Raw genomic sequence first — 17,727 nt, 5'->3', positions numbered from 1 at the left:
GCGTCTGGTTCATGCGGTGAACCAGGCACACCGCGGGGTCCATGACGCGGCCTGCGGCCGCTGCTACGGGGCGGGGTGTAATCGATAGGCGAAAAAAAGCCCCCGGTGCATTGCTGCAGCGGGGGCTTTTTAACGCTTCAAGGTCAGACGAACGGCTTGTGCTCGTGCTGCTCTTCTACTGCGTGTGGCGCGTGGGCAGCTTCGGCGGCCTGGGCGGCAGCGGCGGCTGCAGCGGCGGCGGCTTCGGCTTCACGCTTGCGGCGACGCACTTCACGTGGGTCGTTCGGCGCGCGGCCGTTGCTGGCCAGCACTACGGCCGGGGCTTCCACTACAGGCTCGGCAACCACTTCGGGCTGGGCTTCGACAACCGGCTCAACCGCAGCTTCAACCACAGGGGCAGCTTCGACCACTGGCGCAGGGGCGGCTTCCACCACCTCGGCAACCGGCTCAGGCTGGATGTCGACCACAGGGGCGGCAGCTTCTTCGACGGTCTTCGGCGCTGGCGCCTCGAACACGAAGGAAGGCTGCTCAACCACCGGGGCGGCGAACGCTTCAGGCTCAGGCTTGGCTTCGACTACCGGGGCAGCTTCAACCACTGGGGTGACTTCAACCGGTGCTTCGCTGGCTGGGGTCTCGACCACTGGGGTCACTTCGACCGGCTGGTCGGCAACCACTTCGGCGTGAACCACCGGAGCAGCAGCTTCTTCAGCGGCTTCGACAACCGGGGCCGGGGCCTCGATCACTTCAGGGGCAGCTTGCACAGCCAATTCAGCAGGGGCTTCAACAGGCGCCTCAACAGCAGCTGGCTCTTCTACCGCAGCAGTGGCGCGCTCGGCTTGAACGGCGGCTTCGGCTTCGGCCGGGGCGCTGATCTCGCTGTGGGCGACGGCTTCGGTCACGGCCAGGCCGGCAGCCAGTTCGGCGCCCGATGGCTCGGTGCCTTCTTCCTGGCCTTCTTCGCTGCCTTCAACCACGTTGCCGTTGGCGTCACGCTGGCGCTCACGACGGTTGCTGCGGCGACGCTGGCCACGGGAGCGGCGGCGAGGGCGTTCGCCGTCGGTGCCTTCCTGGTTCTCGTCCTGCAGCAGCTCTTCGTTGCTCGGCAGTGCCTCGTCGGCTTCGGCTGCAGCCACGGTAGCGGCAACGGCGGCCACGGCTACGGCTTCACCTTCAACCTGCTCGGGACGCAGCACGCGCTCGCGCGGGGCACGTTCTTCACGTGGCGCACGCTCTTCGCGTGGGGCGCGTTCTTCGCGTGGGGCACGCTCTTCACGTGGGGCACGTTCTTCGCGTGGAGCACGCTCTTCGCGAGGGGCGCGCTCTTCACGTGGCGCACGTTCCTCACGCGGGGCGCGTTCTTCACGCGGTGCACGCTCTTCGCGTGGGGCGCGTTCTTCACGTGGCGCGCGCTCAGGGCGCTCTTCGCGTACGGCCGGGGCTACGGCGTCCAGCGGCTCGCGCAGTTCGCGGACCGGGCGGTCTTCACGGCTGCGACGGTCTTCACGCGGTGCACGCGGCTCGCGCGGCTGGCGTGGAGCACGTTCTTCACGGGCGGCCGGGGCGTCCTCGCGGGCTTCGCGCGGTGCACGTTCTTCACGTGGCGCACGCTCTTCGCGCGGCTTGCGGTCTTCGTCGCGGCGGCCATTACGGCTGCGGCTCTGCTGACGGCCGTTGCGGCGCTCTTCGTTGCGCTGTGGGCGCTCTGGAGCGGCTGGTTTTTCAACCACGACCGGGGCAGCAGGCTCTTCCTTGGTGGCGAACAGGCTGACCAGCGACTTCACCAGGCCCTTGAACAGGCTTGGCTCGGGCACGACTGGCGCCGGCGCAACCGGGGCGGCAGGTGCAACCGGGGCTTCAACCGGCACCGGCGCGGAAGTGCGCGGCGGGGCGGTCTTGACCGCGGCTTCCTGGCGTACCAGGGTGCGGGTGGCGGCTACTGGCTGGGCTTCTTCGACTTCGGCGGCAGCGATCTCGTAGCTCGACTGGGCGCTCTGGGCTTCCGGGCTGTCGTCGCGCAGGCGCTGCACTTCGAAATGCGGGGTTTCCAGGTGGTCGTTCGGCAGGATCACGATGCGGGCGCGGGTGCGCAGTTCGATCTTGGTGATCGAGTTGCGCTTTTCGTTCAGCAGGAACGCGGCGACCGGGATCGGCACCTGGGCGCGGACCTCGGCGGTGCGGTCCTTCAGGGCTTCTTCTTCGATCAGGCGCAGGATGGCCAGCGACAGCGATTCGACGTCACGGATGATGCCGGTGCCGTTGCAGCGTGGGCAGACGATGCCGCTGCTTTCGCCCAGGGATGGACGCAGGCGCTGACGGGACATTTCCAGCAGGCCGAAGCGCGAGATGCGGCCGATCTGCACGCGGGCGCGGTCGGCTTCCAGGCATTCGCGGACTTTTTCTTCCACGGCGCGCTGGTTCTTGGCCGGGGTCATGTCGATGAAGTCGATCACGATCAGGCCGCCGATGTCACGCAGGCGCAGCTGGCGAGCGATCTCTTCGGCTGCTTCCAGGTTGGTCTGCAGGGCGGTTTCTTCGATGTCGCTGCCTTTGGTGGCACGCGCCGAGTTGATGTCGATGGACACCAGGGCTTCGGTCGGGTCGATCACGATCGAGCCGCCCGACGGCAGTTCGACCACGCGCTGGAAGGCGGTCTCGATCTGGCTTTCGATCTGGAAACGGTTGAACAGCGGCACGCTGTCTTCGTACAGCTTGATCTTGCTGGCGTACTGCGGCATCACCTGGCGGATGAAGGTCAGGGCTTCTTCCTGGGCCTCGACGCTGTCGATCAGCACTTCGCCGATGTCCTGGCGCAGGTAGTCGCGGATGGCGCGGATGATGACGTTGCTTTCCTGGTAGATCAGGAAAGGCGCGGAACGGTCCAGGGAAGCTTCCTTGATCGCGGTCCACAGTTGCAGCAGGTAGTCCAGGTCCCACTGCATCTCTTCGCTGCTGCGGCCCAGGCCGGCAGTGCGCACGATCAGGCCCATGTCGGCCGGGGCTACCAGGCCGTTCAGCGCTTCGCGCAGTTCGTTGCGCTCTTCGCCTTCGATGCGGCGCGAGATGCCGCCGGCACGTGGGTTGTTGGGCATCAGCACCAGGTAACGACCGGCCAGGCTGATGAAGGTGGTCAGGGCGGCGCCCTTGTTGCCACGTTCTTCTTTTTCGACCTGGACGATGACTTCCTGGCCTTCGCTCAGGACGTCCTTGATGTTGACGCGGCCTTCAGGGGATTTCTTGAAGTATTCGCGGGAGATTTCTTTGAGTGGCAGGAAGCCGTGACGCTCGGAGCCGAAGTCGACGAAGGCGGCTTCCAGGCTCGGTTCGATGCGAGTGATCCGGCCCTTGTAGATGTTGGCCTTCTTCTGCTCGCGGGCGCCGGACTCAATGTCCAGGTCGTAGAGGCGCTGGCCGTCTACCAGTGCAACGCGCAACTCTTCAGGTTGGGTTGCGTTAATCAGCATTCTTTTCATGTAGTACCGTCGGTTTCCGGGCTGCCGGAAACGGCGTTCGGCACACACGACTTCTCACGGTCGGTGTCAGGTGCGTCAGCAGGGGCGAGGCCACTGCAGTGTCCAGCGAGGTTCATCCAACGGGGATGAAGTCGCGACGACGCGTCCTGCTTGCTGTGGTGTCAAAAGCACTCAGTCAGGAGGAGGAATCAATTGTCCTGCGTGGACGCCGGTAGGCGTCTGAATCAAGCCCGGGTCGTGTCGTGAGGCGCCTGTGGCAGTACTCGACATGACGCGGTGCTACACGGTCCGACGATTGTGCATCTCCACCCTACACGTATCCCTGATAATTCGGGTGCTGCCGCGCGCTGAATCCGCAACGGGTTGGCATTTATCGCAAGCACCGATGGGGTGCTGGCGCATTTATGGCTAAGGCTTTGTGTTTCCGAAGCATTCGCCGTTACCGGATGACAACGACCGCGTGGGATGAGAGTGGCATCGAAAAAAAACTGAAAATGAGTGCAAAAACACCGCTCTTTTTGGCTTTCTCTCGGTCTTCTCACATCTGCGCCGGTTACGTTGCGTACCACCCCGTAATCAAGCAAAAACCCCGTCGGACGGCCTCGCGTCCTCATGAATTGCGTTGGCAAGGGCCGGTCTACTACCGCATATCCGCTTGCCCGCCACTTTTGGCGGCGTTCGCGACTATAGCAGCAATCATTAAGTGCTTCAAATCCATAAAAAATTGTTATTATGGAGGAATGACGACTACAACCCCTCCAACCTCCGGCGTCCAGCTGCTCGAGGTTGCGCCGGAATATGCCGGCCAAAGAATCGACAATTTCCTCATCACTGCACTCAAGGGCGTGCCCAAAACCTTGGTCTACCGCATCCTTCGCAAAGGCGAAGTGCGGGTGAACAAGGGGCGCATCAAGCCCGAATACAAGTTGCAGGCCGGGGACATTATCCGTATTCCACCTGTGCGCCTGCCCGAGCGCGACGAGCCCGTGCCGCTGGCCCAGGGCCTGCTGCAGCGCCTGGAAGCCTCGATCGTGTACGAGGACAAGGGCCTGCTGGTGATCAACAAGCCGGCCGGCATTGCCGTACACGGCGGCAGCGGCCTGAACTACGGGGTGATCGAAGCCTTCCGTCAGTTGCGCCCTGATACCAAGGAGCTGGAGCTGGTGCACCGCCTGGACCGCGACACCTCCGGGCTGCTGATGATCGCCAAGAAGCGCAGCATGTTGCGCCACCTGCACGCCGCCCTGCGTGGCGATGGCGTCGACAAGCGCTACATGGCGCTGGTGCGCGGCCGCTGGGATTCGGCGCGCAAGCAGGTCAACGCGCCGCTACAGAAGAGCAACCTGCGTTCGGGCGAACGCATGGTCGAGATCGACGAAGAGGGCAAAGAAGCCCTGACCCTGTTCAAGGTGCTGCGCCGCTTCGGCGACTTCGCCACCATGGTCGAGGCCCGGCCGATCACCGGTCGCACCCACCAGATTCGCGTGCACGCCCTGCATGCCGGTCACAGCATTGCGGGTGACAGCAAGTACGGCGACGAGGAGTTCAGCAAGGAAATCCGCGACCTGGGCGGCAAACGCCTGTTCCTGCATGCCTACGCCCTGACCGTGCCGCTGCCCGATGGCGGCGCGCTGAAGCTCGAGGCGCCGGTGGACGAAATGTGGGCCAAGACCGTGGAGCGTCTCGCCAGTGCGCCGTGACTATGACCTGCTGATCTTCGACTGGGACGGCACTCTGTCCGATTCCATTGGTCGGATTGTCGAGGCTATGAAAGTGGCGGCGCGCGCCGCGGGTTATGCCGAGCGCAGCGACGAAGCGATCAAGGGCATCATCGGCCTGGCGTTGCCAGAGGCAATTCTTACGCTGTATCCGGAAATGGATGACAGCCAGGTCGTAGCTTTTCGTCAACACTATGCCGATTGCTACATGGCCATGGATGCCGAGCCTTCGGCGCTGTTCCCTGGCGTGCCGGAGGCGCTGGAAGCCTTCCGTGCCCAGGGTTACCGCCTGGCGGTGGCCACGGGCAAGGCGCGTCGCGGCCTGGATCGGGTGCTCAAGGCGCACGGCTGGGAAGCGTACTTCGACATTACCCGGGCCGCCGATGAAACCCGCAGCAAGCCGCACCCGCTGATGCTGGAAGAAATCCTCGCCCACTGCCAGGTGCCGCGCGAACGCGCGCTGATGGTGGGGGATGCGGCGTTCGACCTGCTGATGGCGCGCAACGCGGGCATGGATGCCGTGGCCGTGGGTTACGGGGCGATGCCGCTGGAGGCGCTGCTGGTGCACGAGCCGGTGCTGGCCATCGAGCGTTTCAGCCAATTGCATGAGTGGTTGGCCAGTTCGACGAATTGAATTTTTCCCGAGGGAGCTGAACGATGTCTGATGAATGGAAAGCGCCCGACGCCGAAAAGCGCGGTGATGACAAGAGCTGGCAATTGCTGGAAAGGACGTTGCAAGCCAATGTCATCGAGCACCGGCGGACCCGGCGCTGGGGGATTTTCTTCAAGCTGCTGACCTTCGTTTACCTGTTCCTGGCCTTCGCTGCGTTCACGCCGCTGCTGGACATGGAAAAGAGTGCCACGCGCGGCTCCCATTACACCGCGTTGATCGAGGTGCGCGGGGTGATCGCCGATCAGGAGGCAGCCAGCGCCGACAACATCATCGGCAGCCTGCGCGCCGCCTTCGAAGACCCCAAGGTCAAGGCCGTGGTGCTGCGCATCAACAGCCCTGGCGGCAGCCCGGTGCAGGCCGGCTACGTGGTCGACGAGATTCACCGGCTGCGCAAGGAACACCCGGACACCAAGCTGTACGCGGTGATCAGTGACCTGGGGGCCTCGGGCGCCTACTACATCGCCAGCGCCGCCGACCAGATCTACGCCGACAAGGCCAGCCTGGTGGGTTCCATTGGCGTGACGGCGGCCGGCTACGGCTTCGTCGGCACCATGGAGAAGCTGGGCGTGGAGCGTCGCGCCTACACCTCGGGTGAGCACAAGTCGTTCCTTGACCCGTTCCAGCCGGCCAAGCCGGATGAGACCAAGTTCTGGCAGGGTGTGCTGGATACCACGCACAACCAGTTCATCTCGGTGGTGAAGCAGGGGCGTGGCGACCGCCTGAAGGATAAGGAGCATCCGGAGATGTTCTCCGGCCTGATCTGGTCGGGCGAGCAGGCGCTGCCGCTGGGGCTGATCGACGGCCTGGGCAACGCCAGCTACGTGGCGCGCGAGGTGGTGGGCGAGAAGGAGTTGGTCGACTTCACCGTCGAGGATTCGGCCCTGGACCGCTTCTCCAAGAAGCTGGGCGCCAGCGTGGCGGAGAAGCTGGCGCTGTACATGGGCTTCAGCGGTCCTTCGTTGCGTTGAAGCGGTGGTGCCTGTGACGCGGCCTGCGGCCGCTGCTACGGGCGATCTATGGCACCTGCACCCCTTCCTGCAACAACATATCCACCAGCCGGATCAGCGGCAGCCCCACCAGGCTGGTCGCGTCCGGCCCGTGGGTGCGCTTGAACAAACTCACCCCCAGCCCTTCGGCCTTGAAGCTGCCCGCGCAATCGTAGGGTTGCTCGGCCCGCAGGTAGCGCTGGATGGTCGCCAGGTCCAGCTCGCGCATCTCCACGGTAAACGGCACGCAATCCACCTGGCAGTGCCCTGTGGCGCTGTTGAGCAGCGCCAGGCCGGTGAGGAAGGTGACGCTGGTGCCGCTGGCTTCCAGCAGTTGCGCGCAGGCGCGGTCGAAATCGTGGGGCTTGCCCAGGATCTGCTCGCCCAGCACCGCCACCTGGTCGGAGCCGATGATCAGGTGGCCGGGGTGGCTGGCCGCCAGGGCGCGAGCTTTTTGTTCGGCCAGGCGCTTGACCAGGGCTTCGGCGGGCTCGTCCGTCAGGCGGCTCTCGTCGATATCAGGGCTGGCGCAGGTGAAGGGCAGGCGCAGGCGGCCCAGCAATTCCCGGCGGTAAGGCGAGCTCGAGGCGAGTAACAAGGGCAGCATGGCGGTCTCCTGTGGATGAATGGTCATTCTATCATTGGGTTAGGGCCTAATTTCCTTTGACAGGGGAGGGGGTCGTCCCTAGAATGCTGCGCCTATGTTGAATGACCCGATTCCACCTCACGTTGACCCGCGCAAATTGGCCGATCGTGGCGTAACCCTTGAAGGTTCGCTGCCATTATCCGATTTGGAGAGACTCTGCGACCCGCTTTCCGACAATGTCGGTACGGTGCAGGCTAAATTCGTTTTCGAACGAGACGAGCGAAAGGCCGTGGTTATCCACAGCCATCTCGACGTCGAAGTCAAGATGGTATGCCAGCGTTGTCTTGAGCTGGTCACCCTGCCGATCCACAGCGAATGCAGTTATGCTGTGGTGAAGGAGGGTGCAAATACCCAGTCGTTACCGAAAGGTTATGACGTGCTGGAACTGGGCGAAGATCCTTTGGATCTGCAGGCATTGATCGAGGAGGAGCTTCTGCTCGCCTTGCCCATTGTGCCTGCTCATCATCCGGAAGAATGCCAGCAGCCGGCGGGCGCAGATGAGCCCGAGCCGAGCGAGGACGAGGTAACGCGGTCCAACCCGTTCAGTGTATTGGCGCAGTTAAAGCGTGACCCAAACGTTTAGGAGTTAATCAATTATGGCTGTTCAGCAGAACAAAAAATCCCGCTCTGCCCGTGACATGCGCCGTTCGCACGACGCCCTGTCGGCTAGCACCCTGTCGGTCGAGAAGACCACTGGCGAAGTACACCTGCGCCACCACGTTTCGCCAGAAGGCGTATACCGTGGCCGTAAAGTGATCGACAAGGGCGCTGACGAGTAATCCTTGTCCGCTCAAGTCATCGCGATTGACGCAATGGGCGGGGACTTCGGTCCCCGCAACATTGTCCAGGCCAGCCTTGCCTGCCTGTCTGCTACCCCCTCGCTGTACCTGACCCTCGTCGGTCACCCCCTACTCCTTGAAGAACTGATCGCCAGCCAACCCGGTGTGGATCGCGCGCGCCTGCAGATTGCTCCAGCCAGCGAAGTCATCGGCATGGACGAGCGGCCGTCCCAGGCCTTGCGTGGCAAGCCGGACTCTTCGATGCGGGTGGCGCTGGAGTTGCTGCGTGACGGCAAGGTGCAGGCGTGCGTGAGTGCGGGCAACACCGGTGCGCTGATGGCCTTGTCGCGCCACGTGCTCAAGACCTTGCCCGGCGTCGATCGCCCGGCGATGGTGGCCGCCATTCCCACGCAAACCGGCTCGTGCCAGTTGCTGGACCTGGGCGCCAACGTCGATTGCAGCGCCGAACACCTGTTCCAGTTCGCCGTGATGGGCTCGGTGGCCGCCGAGGCGCTGGGCGTGGTGCGCCCGCGGGTGGCGCTGCTCAACGTCGGCACCGAGGACATCAAGGGCAACCAGCAGGTGAAGCTGGCTGCGAGCCTGTTGCAGGGCGCGCGCGGGTTGAACTACATCGGCTTCATCGAGGGCGATGGCGTGTACCGCGGCGAGGCGGACGTGGTGGTGTGCGACGGTTTTGTCGGCAACGTGCTGCTCAAGTCCAGCGAAGGCCTGGCGACCATGATCAGCGGGCGCATCGAGGCATTGTTTCGACACAATTTGCTGTCGCGGGCCGTCGGTGCCCTGGCCATGCCGCTGCTCAAGCGCTTGCAGGCCGACCTGGCGCCCGCGCGGCACAACGGCGCGAGCTTCCTGGGCCTGCAGGGCATCGTGGTGAAAAGTCACGGTTCGGCCGGTGTGCAGGGCTTCCAGAGTGCGATTTCGCGGGCGTTGGCCGAAATTCAGGAAAATCTTCCCCAGCGCCTGCACGGGCAGCTGGAAAATCTGTTGCTTTAGGCATATCCGCCAAGGAGTGCTTAAATGTGACCACCCGGTTCTCTCTGTCATCCAACTGTCAGTTTCTTGCGTTCAACTCCGGTTGCACGTCAATTCTCCGACGACAAGATCAATAAGGGCTTGTTAAATGTCTGCATCCCTCGCATTTGTCTTTCCAGGGCAAGGTTCCCAGTCCCTGGGCATGCTCGCCGAGCTGGGCGCCCAGTACCCGCTGGTGCTGGAAACGTTCAAGGAAGCTTCCGACGCGCTGGGTTACGACCTGTGGGCGTTGATCCAGGAAGGTCCGGTAGAAAGCCTCAACCAGACTGACAAGACCCAGCCTGCCATCCTGGCAGCCTCGGTGGCCTTGTGGCGCCTGTGGCTGGCCGAAGGTGGCGAGCGCCCGGCATTCGTTGCTGGCCACAGCCTGGGCGAATACAGCGCCCTGGTGGCCGCTGGCTGCCTGAGCCTGGCTGACGCGGTCAAGCTGGTGGAGCGCCGTGGCCAACTGATGCAAGAAGCCGTGCCCGCTGGGCAGGGCGCCATGGCTGCCATCCTGGGCCTGGACGACGCCGTAGTGGTCAACGCCTGCGCCGAAGCGGCCCAGGGCGAGGTGGTCAGCGCGGTGAACTTCAACTCCCCGGGCCAGGTGGTGATTGCCGGCTCGGCGGCTGCCGTGGAGCGTGCCATCGAGCTGCTCAAGGCAGCCGGTGCCAAGCGCGCTCTGCCGCTGCCGGTCAGCGTGCCGTCGCACTGCGCGCTGATGAAGCCTGCTGCCGAACGCTTCGCCGAGTCGATCAACGCCATCGACTGGCAGGCCCCGCAGATCCCGGTGGTGCAGAACGTCAGCGCCGCGGTGCCGGCAGACCTGGACACCCTCAAGCGCGACCTGCTGGAGCAGCTGTACAAGCCGGTCCGCTGGGTCGAGTCGGTGCAGTACCTGGCTGCCAACGGCGCCCCGCGCCTGGTCGAATGCGGCCCGGGCAAGGTCCTGGCTGGCCTGAACAAGCGCTGCGCCGATGGCGTCAGCACTGAAAACCTGAATACCCCAGACGCGTTCGTTGCCGCTGTTGCGGCGGCGAAGGCCTGAAATAGGAGAAGCCTGCATGAGCCTGCAAGGTAAAGTTGCACTGGTTACCGGCGCCAGCCGTGGCATTGGCCAGGCTATCGCCCTGGAACTGGGCCGTATGGGCGCTACCGTCATCGGTACCGCCACGTCGGCCTCGGGCGCCGAGCGCATCGCCGCCACCCTCAAGGAAAACGGCGTGCAGGGCACCGGCCTCGAGCTGAACGTGACCAGCGACGAATCCGTCGCCGCCGTACTGGCGACCATCACTGAACAGTTCGGTGCACCCACCATCCTGGTCAACAACGCCGGCATCACCCGCGACAATTTGATGCTGCGCATGAAGGATGATGAGTGGCATGATGTCATCGATACCAACCTCAACAGCCTGTACCGGCTGTCCAAGGGCGTGCTGCGCGGCATGACCAAGGCGCGCTGGGGTCGTATCATCAGCATTGGTTCGGTCGTCGGTGCCATGGGCAACGTCGGCCAGGTGAACTACGCTGCTGCCAAGGCGGGCCTCGAGGGCTTCAGCCGCGCGCTGGCCCGTGAAGTGGGCTCGCGTGCAATCACGGTCAACTCGGTGGCCCCTGGTTTCATCGACACCGACATGACCCGTGAGCTGCCTGAAGCGCAGCGTGAAGCCTTGCAGACCCAGATCCCTCTGGGTCGCCTGGGCCAGGCCGAAGAAATCGCGAAAGTGGTGGCTTTCCTGGCCTCGGAAGGTGCAGCCTATGTGACCGGTGCTACTATCCCGGTCAACGGCGGCATGTACATGTAAGTGAAATGTGACGGATTGCTTCAAAAAAATGTCATACGTGTCGTTCAAAATCCGTTATAAAGCTGCATCCAAATTCTAGGTGGCGGGTGAGTGTGATCGGGAACCGACGCTTTCAGCTTGAAATGCCGAAGCCTTCCTATAAACTTGCACACTGGCCAGCTGCCTGACTTATGTCCATTAGGAGTGAAAACAAGGTATGAGCACCATCGAAGAACGCGTCAAGAAAATCGTCGCCGAGCAACTGGGCGTTAAAGAAGAAGAAGTCGTGAACACTGCTTCCTTCGTAGAAGATCTGGGTGCCGATTCCCTTGACACCGTTGAGCTGGTGATGGCTCTGGAAGAGGAATTCGAGACCGAAATCCCTGACGAAGAAGCTGAGAAGATCACTACTGTTCAAGCCGCTATCGATTACGTCACCAGCCACCAGGCTTAAGACTTTGTAATCGCAGCTTCTTGTCATGGAAAAACCGCACTGCCTTTGCTGGCGTGCGGTTTTTTCTTTAGATGAGATGTAAAGGTTGTTCCTAGAATAAGGAGAGCGCTGTGTCGCGTAGACGCGTCGTGGTCACCGGTATGGGTATGCTGTCGCCACTGGGCACGGATGTGCCGAGCACCTGGCAGGGCATTCTGGCTGGCCGCAGTGGCATTGGTCTGATCGAGCATACCGACCTTTCTGCCTACTCCACCCGTTTTGGCGGCTCGGTCAAAGGCTTCAACGTCGAGGAGTACCTGTCGGTCAAGGAAGCCCGCAAGCTCGACCTGTTCATTCAGTACGGCCTGGCGGCCGGTTTCCAGGCAGTGCGTAACGCCGGCCTGGAAGTGACCGATGCCAACCGTGAGCGCATTGGCGTGGCCATGGGCTCGGGTATCGGTGGCCTGACCAACATCGAGGAAACCTGCAAGATCCTGCACGCCTCCGGGCCGCGTCGGATTTCGCCGTTCTTCGTGCCGGGTTCGATCATCAACATGATTTCCGGTTTCCTGTCCATCCACCTGGGCGTGCAGGGGCCCAACTACGCCATCGCCACGGCGTGTACCACCGGTACGCACTGCATCGGCATGGCGGCGCGCAACATCGCCTACGGCGAAGCCGACGTGATGATTGCCGGTGGCGCCGAAATGGCTGCCTGTGGCCTGGGCATGGGCGGCTTCGGTGCCTCCCGCGCGCTGTCCACCCGCAACGACGAGCCAACCCGGGCCAGCCGCCCGTGGGACAAGGGCCGTGATGGCTTCGTGCTGTCCGACGGCGCCGGTGCCCTGGTGCTCGAAGAGCTGGAGCACGCCAAGGCGCGTGGCGCCACCATCTACGCCGAGCTCGTGGGCTTTGGCATGAGCGGTGACGCCTACCACATGACCTCGCCGCCCGAAGACGGCGCGGGTGCCGCCCGCTGCATGGCCAACGCCCTGCGCGACGCTGGCGTGAACGGCAGCGATGTGCAGTACATCAACGCCCACGGTACCTCCACCTCGGCGGGTGACCTGGCGGAAGCCTCGGCCATCAAGTCGGTGTTCGGCGACCACGCCTACAAGCTCGCGGTCAGCTCGACCAAGTCCATGACCGGTCACCTGCTGGGTGCCGCGGGCGCGGTGGAAGCGATCTTCAGCGTCCTGGCCATCAACAGCCAGGTGGCGCCGCCCACCATCAACCTGGACGAGCCTGACGAAGGCTGCGACCTGGACTTCGTCCCGCATCAGGCGCGCAACATGCCGATCGACGTGGTGCTGTCCAACTCGTTCGGCTTTGGTGGCACCAACGGCTCGCTGGTGTTCCGCCGGTTCAACGGCTGATGCTCAGTTGGGTCGACGGCGTGCCGGCGGACACGCTGGCGCTGAAGAACCGCGGCCTGGCCTATGGCGATGGGCTGTTCGAGACCATCGCCGTCAAGGCCGGCCAGCCGCTGTTGCTGGCGCGCCACCTGCAGCGCCTGCTGCAGGGTTGCCAGCGCCTGGCAATCAGCCTTGACGCGGCCCTGGTCGAGGCTGAACTGGCGGCCTGTGCCGCGCAGCTGGGCGAAGGTGTGCTCAAGCTCATCGTCACCCGTGGCGACAGCCAGCGCGGCTACGCCGCCGACCCCCTGGCGCCGGCCCGGCGCCTGGTCCAGGGCAACCCGCCCGCCGCTTACCCCGCTGCCCATGCCGAGCAAGGCGTGCGCCTGTTCGACTGCGCCACGCGCCTGGCCGAACAGCCGCTGCTGGCGGGCCTCAAGCACCTCAACCGCCTGGAGCAGGTGCTGGCGCGCGCCGAATGGTCCGGCCCGGACTTTGCCGAAGGTTTGATGCGGGATATGTCCGGGCGCCTGGTCGAAGGCGTGTTCAGCAACCTGTTCCTGGTGCGTGACGGTCAGTTGCTGACCGCTGATCTGGTGCGCTGTGGCGTCGCTGGGGTCATGCGCGCCGAGCTGTTGGCCCAGGCGGCTGCCCTGGGCATTCCCGTGCAGGTCCGCGACCTGTGGCCTGAAGACCTGTGGCAGGCCGACGAAGTGTTCGTCTGCAACAGCGTGTATGGCATCTGGCCCGTTCGCGCTTTCGCGTCACTGAACTGGTCGCCGGGGCCGCTCACCCGTAAACTGCAGAGCCTTGCCCGCGCACTATTGGATGTGTGATTCGTGAGACGTAAATTCTTGGTGCTGCTGGAGACCCTGGTTATCCTGGCAGGCCTGACGCTGGGCGTTGCCGCCTGGAAAGTGCACAGCGCACTGGACCAAACCCTTAATGTCGCCCAGGAAGACCTCCTGGACGTGCCCAATGGCTCCACGCCCACCGGCACCTTCATGCGCATGCAGGCCAAGGGCACGCTGCGCGATGCCTTCTGGCTGCGCCTGTACTGGCGCTTCAATCTGGCCGGCACGCCGCTGCACAGCGGCGAGTACCGCCTGACCCCGGGCATGACCCTCAAGGACCTGCTGGGCGTGTGGCAGCGCGGTGAGGTGGTGCAGTACAACCTGACCCTGGTGGAAGGCTGGAACTTCCGCCAGGTGCGCGCTGCCCTCGACAAGCAGGAGAAGCTCAAGCACACCCTGGCCGGGCTGAGCGACGCCGAGGTCATGACCCGCCTGGGCCATGAAGGCGTGTTCCCCGAAGGCCGGTTCTTCCCCGACACCTACAAGTACGTGCGCGGCATGACCGACGCCGAGCTGCTGGGCCAGGCCTACAGCCGCCTGGACGAGGTGCTGGCCAAGGAGTGGACCGACCGTGCCCCTGATGCGCCGTATGACCAGCCCTACCAGGCGCTGATCATGGCTTCGCTGGTGGAGAAGGAAACCGGCGTGCCCCAGGAGCGCTCGCAGATCGCCGGCGTGTTCGTGCGCCGCCTGGCCACCGGCATGCTGCTGCAGACCGACCCCACGGTGATCTACGGCATGGGCGAGCGCTACACCGGCAAGCTGACCCGCGCCGACCTGCACGAGCCAACGCCGTACAACACCTACACCAACGCCGGCCTGCCGCCCACGCCGATCGCCATGGTCGGCCGCGAGGCGCTGCATGCCGCGCTGAACCCGGCCAGCGGCACCAGCCTGTATTTCGTCGCCCGCGGCGACGGCAGCCATGTGTTCTCCGACGACCTCGACGAGCACAACAACGCCGTGCGCGAGTTCCAGCTCAAGCGCCGCGCCGACTACCGGTCCAGCCCTGCGCCCGCCCCGGTGCCGGCACCCGCGCCGGGCCAGGACGCGGCCACGCAGCCGCCGACGGTACCGGCGGCAAGCCCCGACACGGCCACCGACAGCAAAGCCGGTGCGCCCCAAGACACTCAGAAGGACAGCCAGTGAGCGGTTTATTCATTACCCTTGAAGGCCCCGAAGGCGCGGGCAAGAGCACCAATCGCGAGTACCTGGCCGAGCGCCTGCGCGCTGCCGGCCTGGACGTGGTGCTGACCCGCGAACCGGGCGGCACGCCGCTGGCCGAGGGCATCCGCGAACTGCTGCTGGCCCCCAGCGACGAAGCCATGCACGCCGACACCGAGCTACTGTTGGTGTTCGCCGCCCGCGCCCAGCACCTGAGCGAAGTAATTCGCCCGGCGCTGGCCCGTGGCGCGGTGGTGCTGTGCGATCGCTTCACCGATGCCACCTACGCCTACCAGGGCGGCGGCCGCGGCCTCAGCCACGCGCGCATCGCCAGCCTGGAAGCCTTCGTCCAGGGTGATCTGCGCCCCGACCTGACCCTGGTGTTCGACCTGCCGGTGGAAGTGGGCCTGGCCCGCGCCACCGCGCGTGGCCGCCTGGACCGCTTCGAGCAGGAAGGCCGGGCCTTCTTCGACGCGGTGCGCAACACCTACCTGCAACGGGCCGCCGCGGCGCCCGAGCGCTACACCCTGGTCAACGCCGCCCTGACCCTGGGCGAGGTGCAGCAGCAACTCGACAGCCTGCTGCCTGGCATCGAGGCGCGCGCCCGTGGCTGAGGGCTACCCGTGGCAGGACAGCCTCTGGCAGCACCTGGCCGGCCGTAGCCAGCACGCCCACGCGTACCTGCTGTATGGCCCCCAGGGCATCGGCAAGCGTGCCCTGGCCGAGCGCCTGATGGCCTTGCTGTTGTGCCAGCAGCCCCAGGGGCTGGCCGCCTGCGGGCAGTGCAAGTCCTGCCACCTGCTGGCAGCAGGCAGCCACCCGGACAACTACATCCTGGAACCCGAGGAGGCCGACAAGGCCATCAAGGTCGACCAGGTGCGCGACCTGGTCAGCTTCGTGGTGCAGACCGCCCAGTTGGGCGGGCGCAAGGTGGTGCTGATCGAGCCGGTGGAGGCCATGAACATCAACGCCGCCAACGCCTTGCTCAAAAGCCTTGAGGAACCCTCGGGCAACACCGTGCTGCTGCTGGTCAGCCACCAGCCCAGCCGCCTGCTGCCCACCATCAAGAGCCGTTGCGTGCAGCAGGCCTGCCCGCTGCCCAGGCAGGCCATGAGCCTGGACTGGCTGGCCGGCGCCTTGCCCGAGTGCACGCCCGAGCAGCGCGAAGAGCTGCTGACCCTGGCCGCTGGCTCGCCGCTGGTGGCGGTGCGCCTGCAGGCCCAGGGCGTGGTCGAACAGCGCGCGCTGGTGGTGGACGGGGTGAAGAAGCTGCTCAAGCAGCAGGCCTCGCCCACGCAGCTGGCGGAAAGCTGGAACGCCATCCCGTTGCTGCTGCTGTTCGACTGGTTCTGCGACTGGTCCAACCTGATCCTGCGCTACCAGTTGACGCAGGACGAGGAGGGGTTAGGCTTGGGGGACATGCGCAAGGTGGTGCAGTACCTGGCGCAGAAGAGCGGGCAGGGCAAGGTCCTGGCCGCGCAGGACTGGATCCTGGCGCAGCGCCAGAAGGTGCTGGCCAAGGCCAACCTCAACCGGGTGTTGTTGCTCGAAGCGTTGCTGGTGTCCTGGGCAGGCTTGCCCGGCCAGGCTTGAAGAGCGTAGCGGGGCCCACCGGGGTGGGCCCTCAGTAGTTGGCGCAATCGAGGAATTTCAATGAATCAGCCAGTCAATCCCGGCCCGCGCAACGGCATCCTGTCCCTGACCATCAAGGACAAGTCGGTGCTCTACGCCGCCTACATGCCGTTCATCAAGAACGGCGGGCTGTTCATCCCCACCAGCAAGAGCTACAAGCTGGGCGATGAGCTGTTCATGCTGCTGAACCTGATGGACGAGCCGGAGAAGATCCCGGTCGCCGGCCGTGTCGCCTGGATCACCCCCAAGGGCGCCCAGGGCAACCGCGCCGCCGGTGTCGGCGTGCAGTTCAACGACGGTGACAACACCGCCCGTAACAAGATCGAAACCTACCTGGCCGGCGCCATCAAGTCCGACCGCCCCACTCATACGATGTAAGTTGCCCCAATGCCCATGCTTGTCGATTCCCACTGCCACCTCGATCGTCTGGACCTGGCCCAGCACGACGGTTCCCTCGATGCCGCCCTGCAGGCGGCCCGTGACCGCGGGGTAGGGCACTTCCTGTGCATCGGCGTCAGCGCCGACAACGCCGGCGCGGTCAAGGCCGTGGCCGAGCAATACGCCGACGTCGACTGTTCGGTGGGCATCCACCCGCTGGACCTCAAGCCCGGTGAAGCGCCAGCCCTGAAGTGGCTGCTCGAAGAGCTGGACCACCCGCGCGTGGTGGCCATCGGCGAGACGGGCCTGGACTACCACTACGAGCCCGAGGCCGCCGAGCTGCAGCAGGCCTCGTTCCGCCTGCACCTGGAAGCGGCCAGCATCACCGGCAAGCCGGTGATCATCCACACCCGCGGCGCCCGCGCCGACACCCTCGACCTGTTGCGCGAGGCCAAACTGCCCCAGGCTGGCGTGCTGCACTGCTTCACCGAGGACTGGGACATGGCCAAGGCGGCGCTGGACATGGGCTATTACATCTCCCTGTCGGGCATCGTCACCTTCCGCAACGCCGACGCCCTGCGCGACGTCGCCCGCCAGGTGCCGGCCGACCGCCTGCTGGTGGAGACCGACTCGCCGTACCTGGCGCCCATCCCGCACCGCGGCAAGCCCAACCTGCCGCAGTACGTGCGCGAAGTCGCCGAATTCCTGGCGCTGGTGCGTGGCGAAAGCTACGAGCAACTGGCCGAGCAGACCACCGCCAACTTCAAGCGGCTGTTCCCGCTGGCCCACGTCGCCGGCTGAGGCAAATCCGGGGCAAAAA

18 protein-coding genes are annotated in these 17,727 nt (G+C 64.8%); 16 read left to right on the top strand and 2 right to left on the bottom strand.

Features of this window, described 5'->3' with window-relative positions; genetic code table 11:
• Positions 1–143: 143 nt before the first annotated feature.
• Positions 144–3,470, bottom strand: a complete 3,327-nt coding sequence (gene rne, locus ACWKWX_RS06530; RefSeq protein ID WP_483827254.1) for a ribonuclease E — start codon at positions 3,468–3,470, stop codon at positions 144–146.
• A gap of 740 nt (positions 3,471–4,210) precedes the next feature.
• Between rne and rluC the strand changes: the two genes are divergently transcribed.
• The 3 genes from rluC to ACWKWX_RS06515 are packed head-to-tail and all read left to right on the top strand — an operon-like array spanning position 4,211 to position 6,829.
• Positions 4,211–5,170, top strand: a complete 960-nt coding sequence (gene rluC / locus ACWKWX_RS06525) for a 23S rRNA pseudouridine(955/2504/2580) synthase RluC (protein ID WP_416423140.1) — start codon at positions 4,211–4,213, stop codon at positions 5,168–5,170.
• A complete protein-coding gene (locus ACWKWX_RS06520) occupies positions 5,160–5,822 on the top strand; it encodes an HAD-IA family hydrolase (RefSeq protein WP_476297000.1) in 663 nt (220 codons plus the stop codon). Before rluC ends, ACWKWX_RS06520 begins: the two co-directional genes overlap by 11 nt.
• A gap of 23 nt (positions 5,823–5,845) precedes the next feature.
• Positions 5,846–6,829 carry a S49 family peptidase gene (locus tag ACWKWX_RS06515; protein WP_416423142.1) on the top strand — a complete coding sequence of 328 codons (984 nt, stop codon included), beginning with the start codon at positions 5,846–5,848 and terminating at the stop codon, positions 6,827–6,829.
• 46 nt (positions 6,830–6,875) lie between these two features.
• Here the strand turns inward: ACWKWX_RS06515 and ACWKWX_RS06510 are convergent, their stop codons facing one another.
• Entirely contained in the window at positions 6,876–7,454 is a 579-nt protein-coding gene (locus ACWKWX_RS06510) for a Maf family protein (RefSeq protein WP_483827253.1), read from the bottom strand.
• Positions 7,455–7,548: 94 nt separating this feature from the next.
• On the opposite strand from ACWKWX_RS06510, the gene ACWKWX_RS06505 reads away from it, so the two are divergent.
• The 13 genes from ACWKWX_RS06505 (at position 7,549) to ACWKWX_RS06445 (ending at position 17,708) form a co-directional block, all read left to right on the top strand.
• Positions 7,549–8,076 carry a YceD family protein gene (locus ACWKWX_RS06505; protein WP_158155984.1) on the top strand — a complete coding sequence of 176 codons (528 nt, stop codon included), beginning with the start codon at positions 7,549–7,551 and terminating at the stop codon, positions 8,074–8,076.
• Between the two features lie 13 nt (positions 8,077–8,089).
• Positions 8,090–8,272, top strand: coding sequence for a 50S ribosomal protein L32 (rpmF, locus tag ACWKWX_RS06500; protein ID WP_008375086.1), 183 nt, complete (start codon positions 8,090–8,092; stop codon positions 8,270–8,272).
• A gap of 3 nt (positions 8,273–8,275) precedes the next feature.
• Entirely contained in the window at positions 8,276–9,286 is a 1,011-nt protein-coding gene (gene plsX, locus ACWKWX_RS06495; RefSeq protein WP_483827252.1) for a phosphate acyltransferase PlsX, read from the top strand.
• A 127-nt stretch (positions 9,287–9,413) separates the two neighbouring features.
• Positions 9,414–10,355 carry an ACP S-malonyltransferase gene (gene fabD, locus ACWKWX_RS06490; RefSeq protein ID WP_483827251.1) on the top strand — a complete coding sequence of 314 codons (942 nt, stop codon included), beginning with the start codon at positions 9,414–9,416 and terminating at the stop codon, positions 10,353–10,355.
• Positions 10,356–10,371: 16 nt separating this feature from the next.
• The gene (gene fabG, locus ACWKWX_RS06485; protein WP_416423146.1) at positions 10,372–11,112 is read left to right on the top strand and encodes a 3-oxoacyl-ACP reductase FabG; all 741 of its coding nucleotides are present in this window, start codon (positions 10,372–10,374) and stop codon (positions 11,110–11,112) included.
• 196 nt (positions 11,113–11,308) lie between these two features.
• Positions 11,309–11,545 (top strand): acyl carrier protein, encoded by a 237-nt coding sequence (gene acpP / locus ACWKWX_RS06480; protein WP_003175607.1) that lies wholly within the window; start codon positions 11,309–11,311, stop codon positions 11,543–11,545.
• A 110-nt stretch (positions 11,546–11,655) separates the two neighbouring features.
• Positions 11,656–12,900, top strand: coding sequence for a beta-ketoacyl-ACP synthase II (gene fabF / locus ACWKWX_RS06475; protein WP_416423147.1), 1,245 nt, complete (start codon positions 11,656–11,658; stop codon positions 12,898–12,900).
• Positions 12,900–13,715 (top strand): aminodeoxychorismate lyase, encoded by an 816-nt coding sequence (gene pabC, locus ACWKWX_RS06470; RefSeq protein ID WP_416423148.1) that lies wholly within the window; start codon positions 12,900–12,902, stop codon positions 13,713–13,715. Before fabF ends, pabC begins: the two co-directional genes overlap by 1 nt.
• Before the next feature lie 3 nt (positions 13,716–13,718).
• The gene (gene mltG / locus ACWKWX_RS06465) at positions 13,719–14,882 is read left to right on the top strand and encodes an endolytic transglycosylase MltG (protein WP_483827250.1); all 1,164 of its coding nucleotides are present in this window, start codon (positions 13,719–13,721) and stop codon (positions 14,880–14,882) included.
• A complete protein-coding gene (gene tmk / locus ACWKWX_RS06460) occupies positions 14,879–15,511 on the top strand; it encodes a dTMP kinase (protein ID WP_416423150.1) in 633 nt (210 codons plus the stop codon). Before mltG ends, tmk begins: the two co-directional genes overlap by 4 nt.
• A complete protein-coding gene (locus ACWKWX_RS06455; RefSeq protein WP_483827249.1) occupies positions 15,504–16,490 on the top strand; it encodes a DNA polymerase III subunit delta' in 987 nt (328 codons plus the stop codon). The genes tmk and ACWKWX_RS06455 overlap by 8 nt, the downstream gene beginning before the upstream one ends.
• Positions 16,491–16,550: 60 nt before the next feature.
• Complete coding sequence (locus ACWKWX_RS06450; protein WP_416423152.1) at positions 16,551–16,907, top strand: PilZ domain-containing protein; 357 nt, start codon at positions 16,551–16,553, stop codon at positions 16,905–16,907.
• A 15-nt stretch (positions 16,908–16,922) separates the two neighbouring features.
• On the top strand, positions 16,923–17,708 hold the full coding sequence (locus ACWKWX_RS06445; RefSeq protein ID WP_473005853.1) for a TatD family hydrolase: 786 nt from the start codon (positions 16,923–16,925) through the stop codon (positions 17,706–17,708).
• The last annotated feature ends 19 nt before the right edge of the window (positions 17,709–17,727 follow it).

The sequence above is a fragment of the Pseudomonas imperatae genome, assembly GCF_057128625.1.
The sequence above is the reverse complement of the archived record's forward strand: the minus strand, read 5'-3'. Positions and strand labels throughout refer to the sequence as shown.

Coding starts and splice junctions, on each gene's coding strand:
- rpmF (WP_008375086.1), top strand. CDS start 8,090: ATGGCTGTTCAGCAGAACAAAAAATCCCGCTCTGCCCGTGACATGCGC.
- ACWKWX_RS06515 (WP_416423142.1), top strand. CDS start 5,846: ATGTCTGATGAATGGAAAGCGCCCGACGCCGAAAAGCGCGGTGATGAC.
- acpP (WP_003175607.1), top strand. CDS start 11,309: ATGAGCACCATCGAAGAACGCGTCAAGAAAATCGTCGCCGAGCAACTG.
- ACWKWX_RS06505 (WP_158155984.1), top strand. CDS start 7,549: ATGTTGAATGACCCGATTCCACCTCACGTTGACCCGCGCAAATTGGCC.
- rluC (WP_416423140.1), top strand. CDS start 4,211: ATGACGACTACAACCCCTCCAACCTCCGGCGTCCAGCTGCTCGAGGTT.
- ACWKWX_RS06510 (WP_483827253.1), bottom strand. CDS start 7,454: ATGCTGCCCTTGTTACTCGCCTCGAGCTCGCCTTACCGCCGGGAATTG.
- fabG (WP_416423146.1), top strand. CDS start 10,372: ATGAGCCTGCAAGGTAAAGTTGCACTGGTTACCGGCGCCAGCCGTGGC.
- rne (WP_483827254.1), bottom strand. CDS start 3,470: ATGAAAAGAATGCTGATTAACGCAACCCAACCTGAAGAGTTGCGCGTT.
- pabC (WP_416423148.1), top strand. CDS start 12,900: ATGCTCAGTTGGGTCGACGGCGTGCCGGCGGACACGCTGGCGCTGAAG.
- ACWKWX_RS06445 (WP_473005853.1), top strand. CDS start 16,923: ATGCTTGTCGATTCCCACTGCCACCTCGATCGTCTGGACCTGGCCCAG.
- fabD (WP_483827251.1), top strand. CDS start 9,414: ATGTCTGCATCCCTCGCATTTGTCTTTCCAGGGCAAGGTTCCCAGTCC.
- ACWKWX_RS06450 (WP_416423152.1), top strand. CDS start 16,551: ATGAATCAGCCAGTCAATCCCGGCCCGCGCAACGGCATCCTGTCCCTG.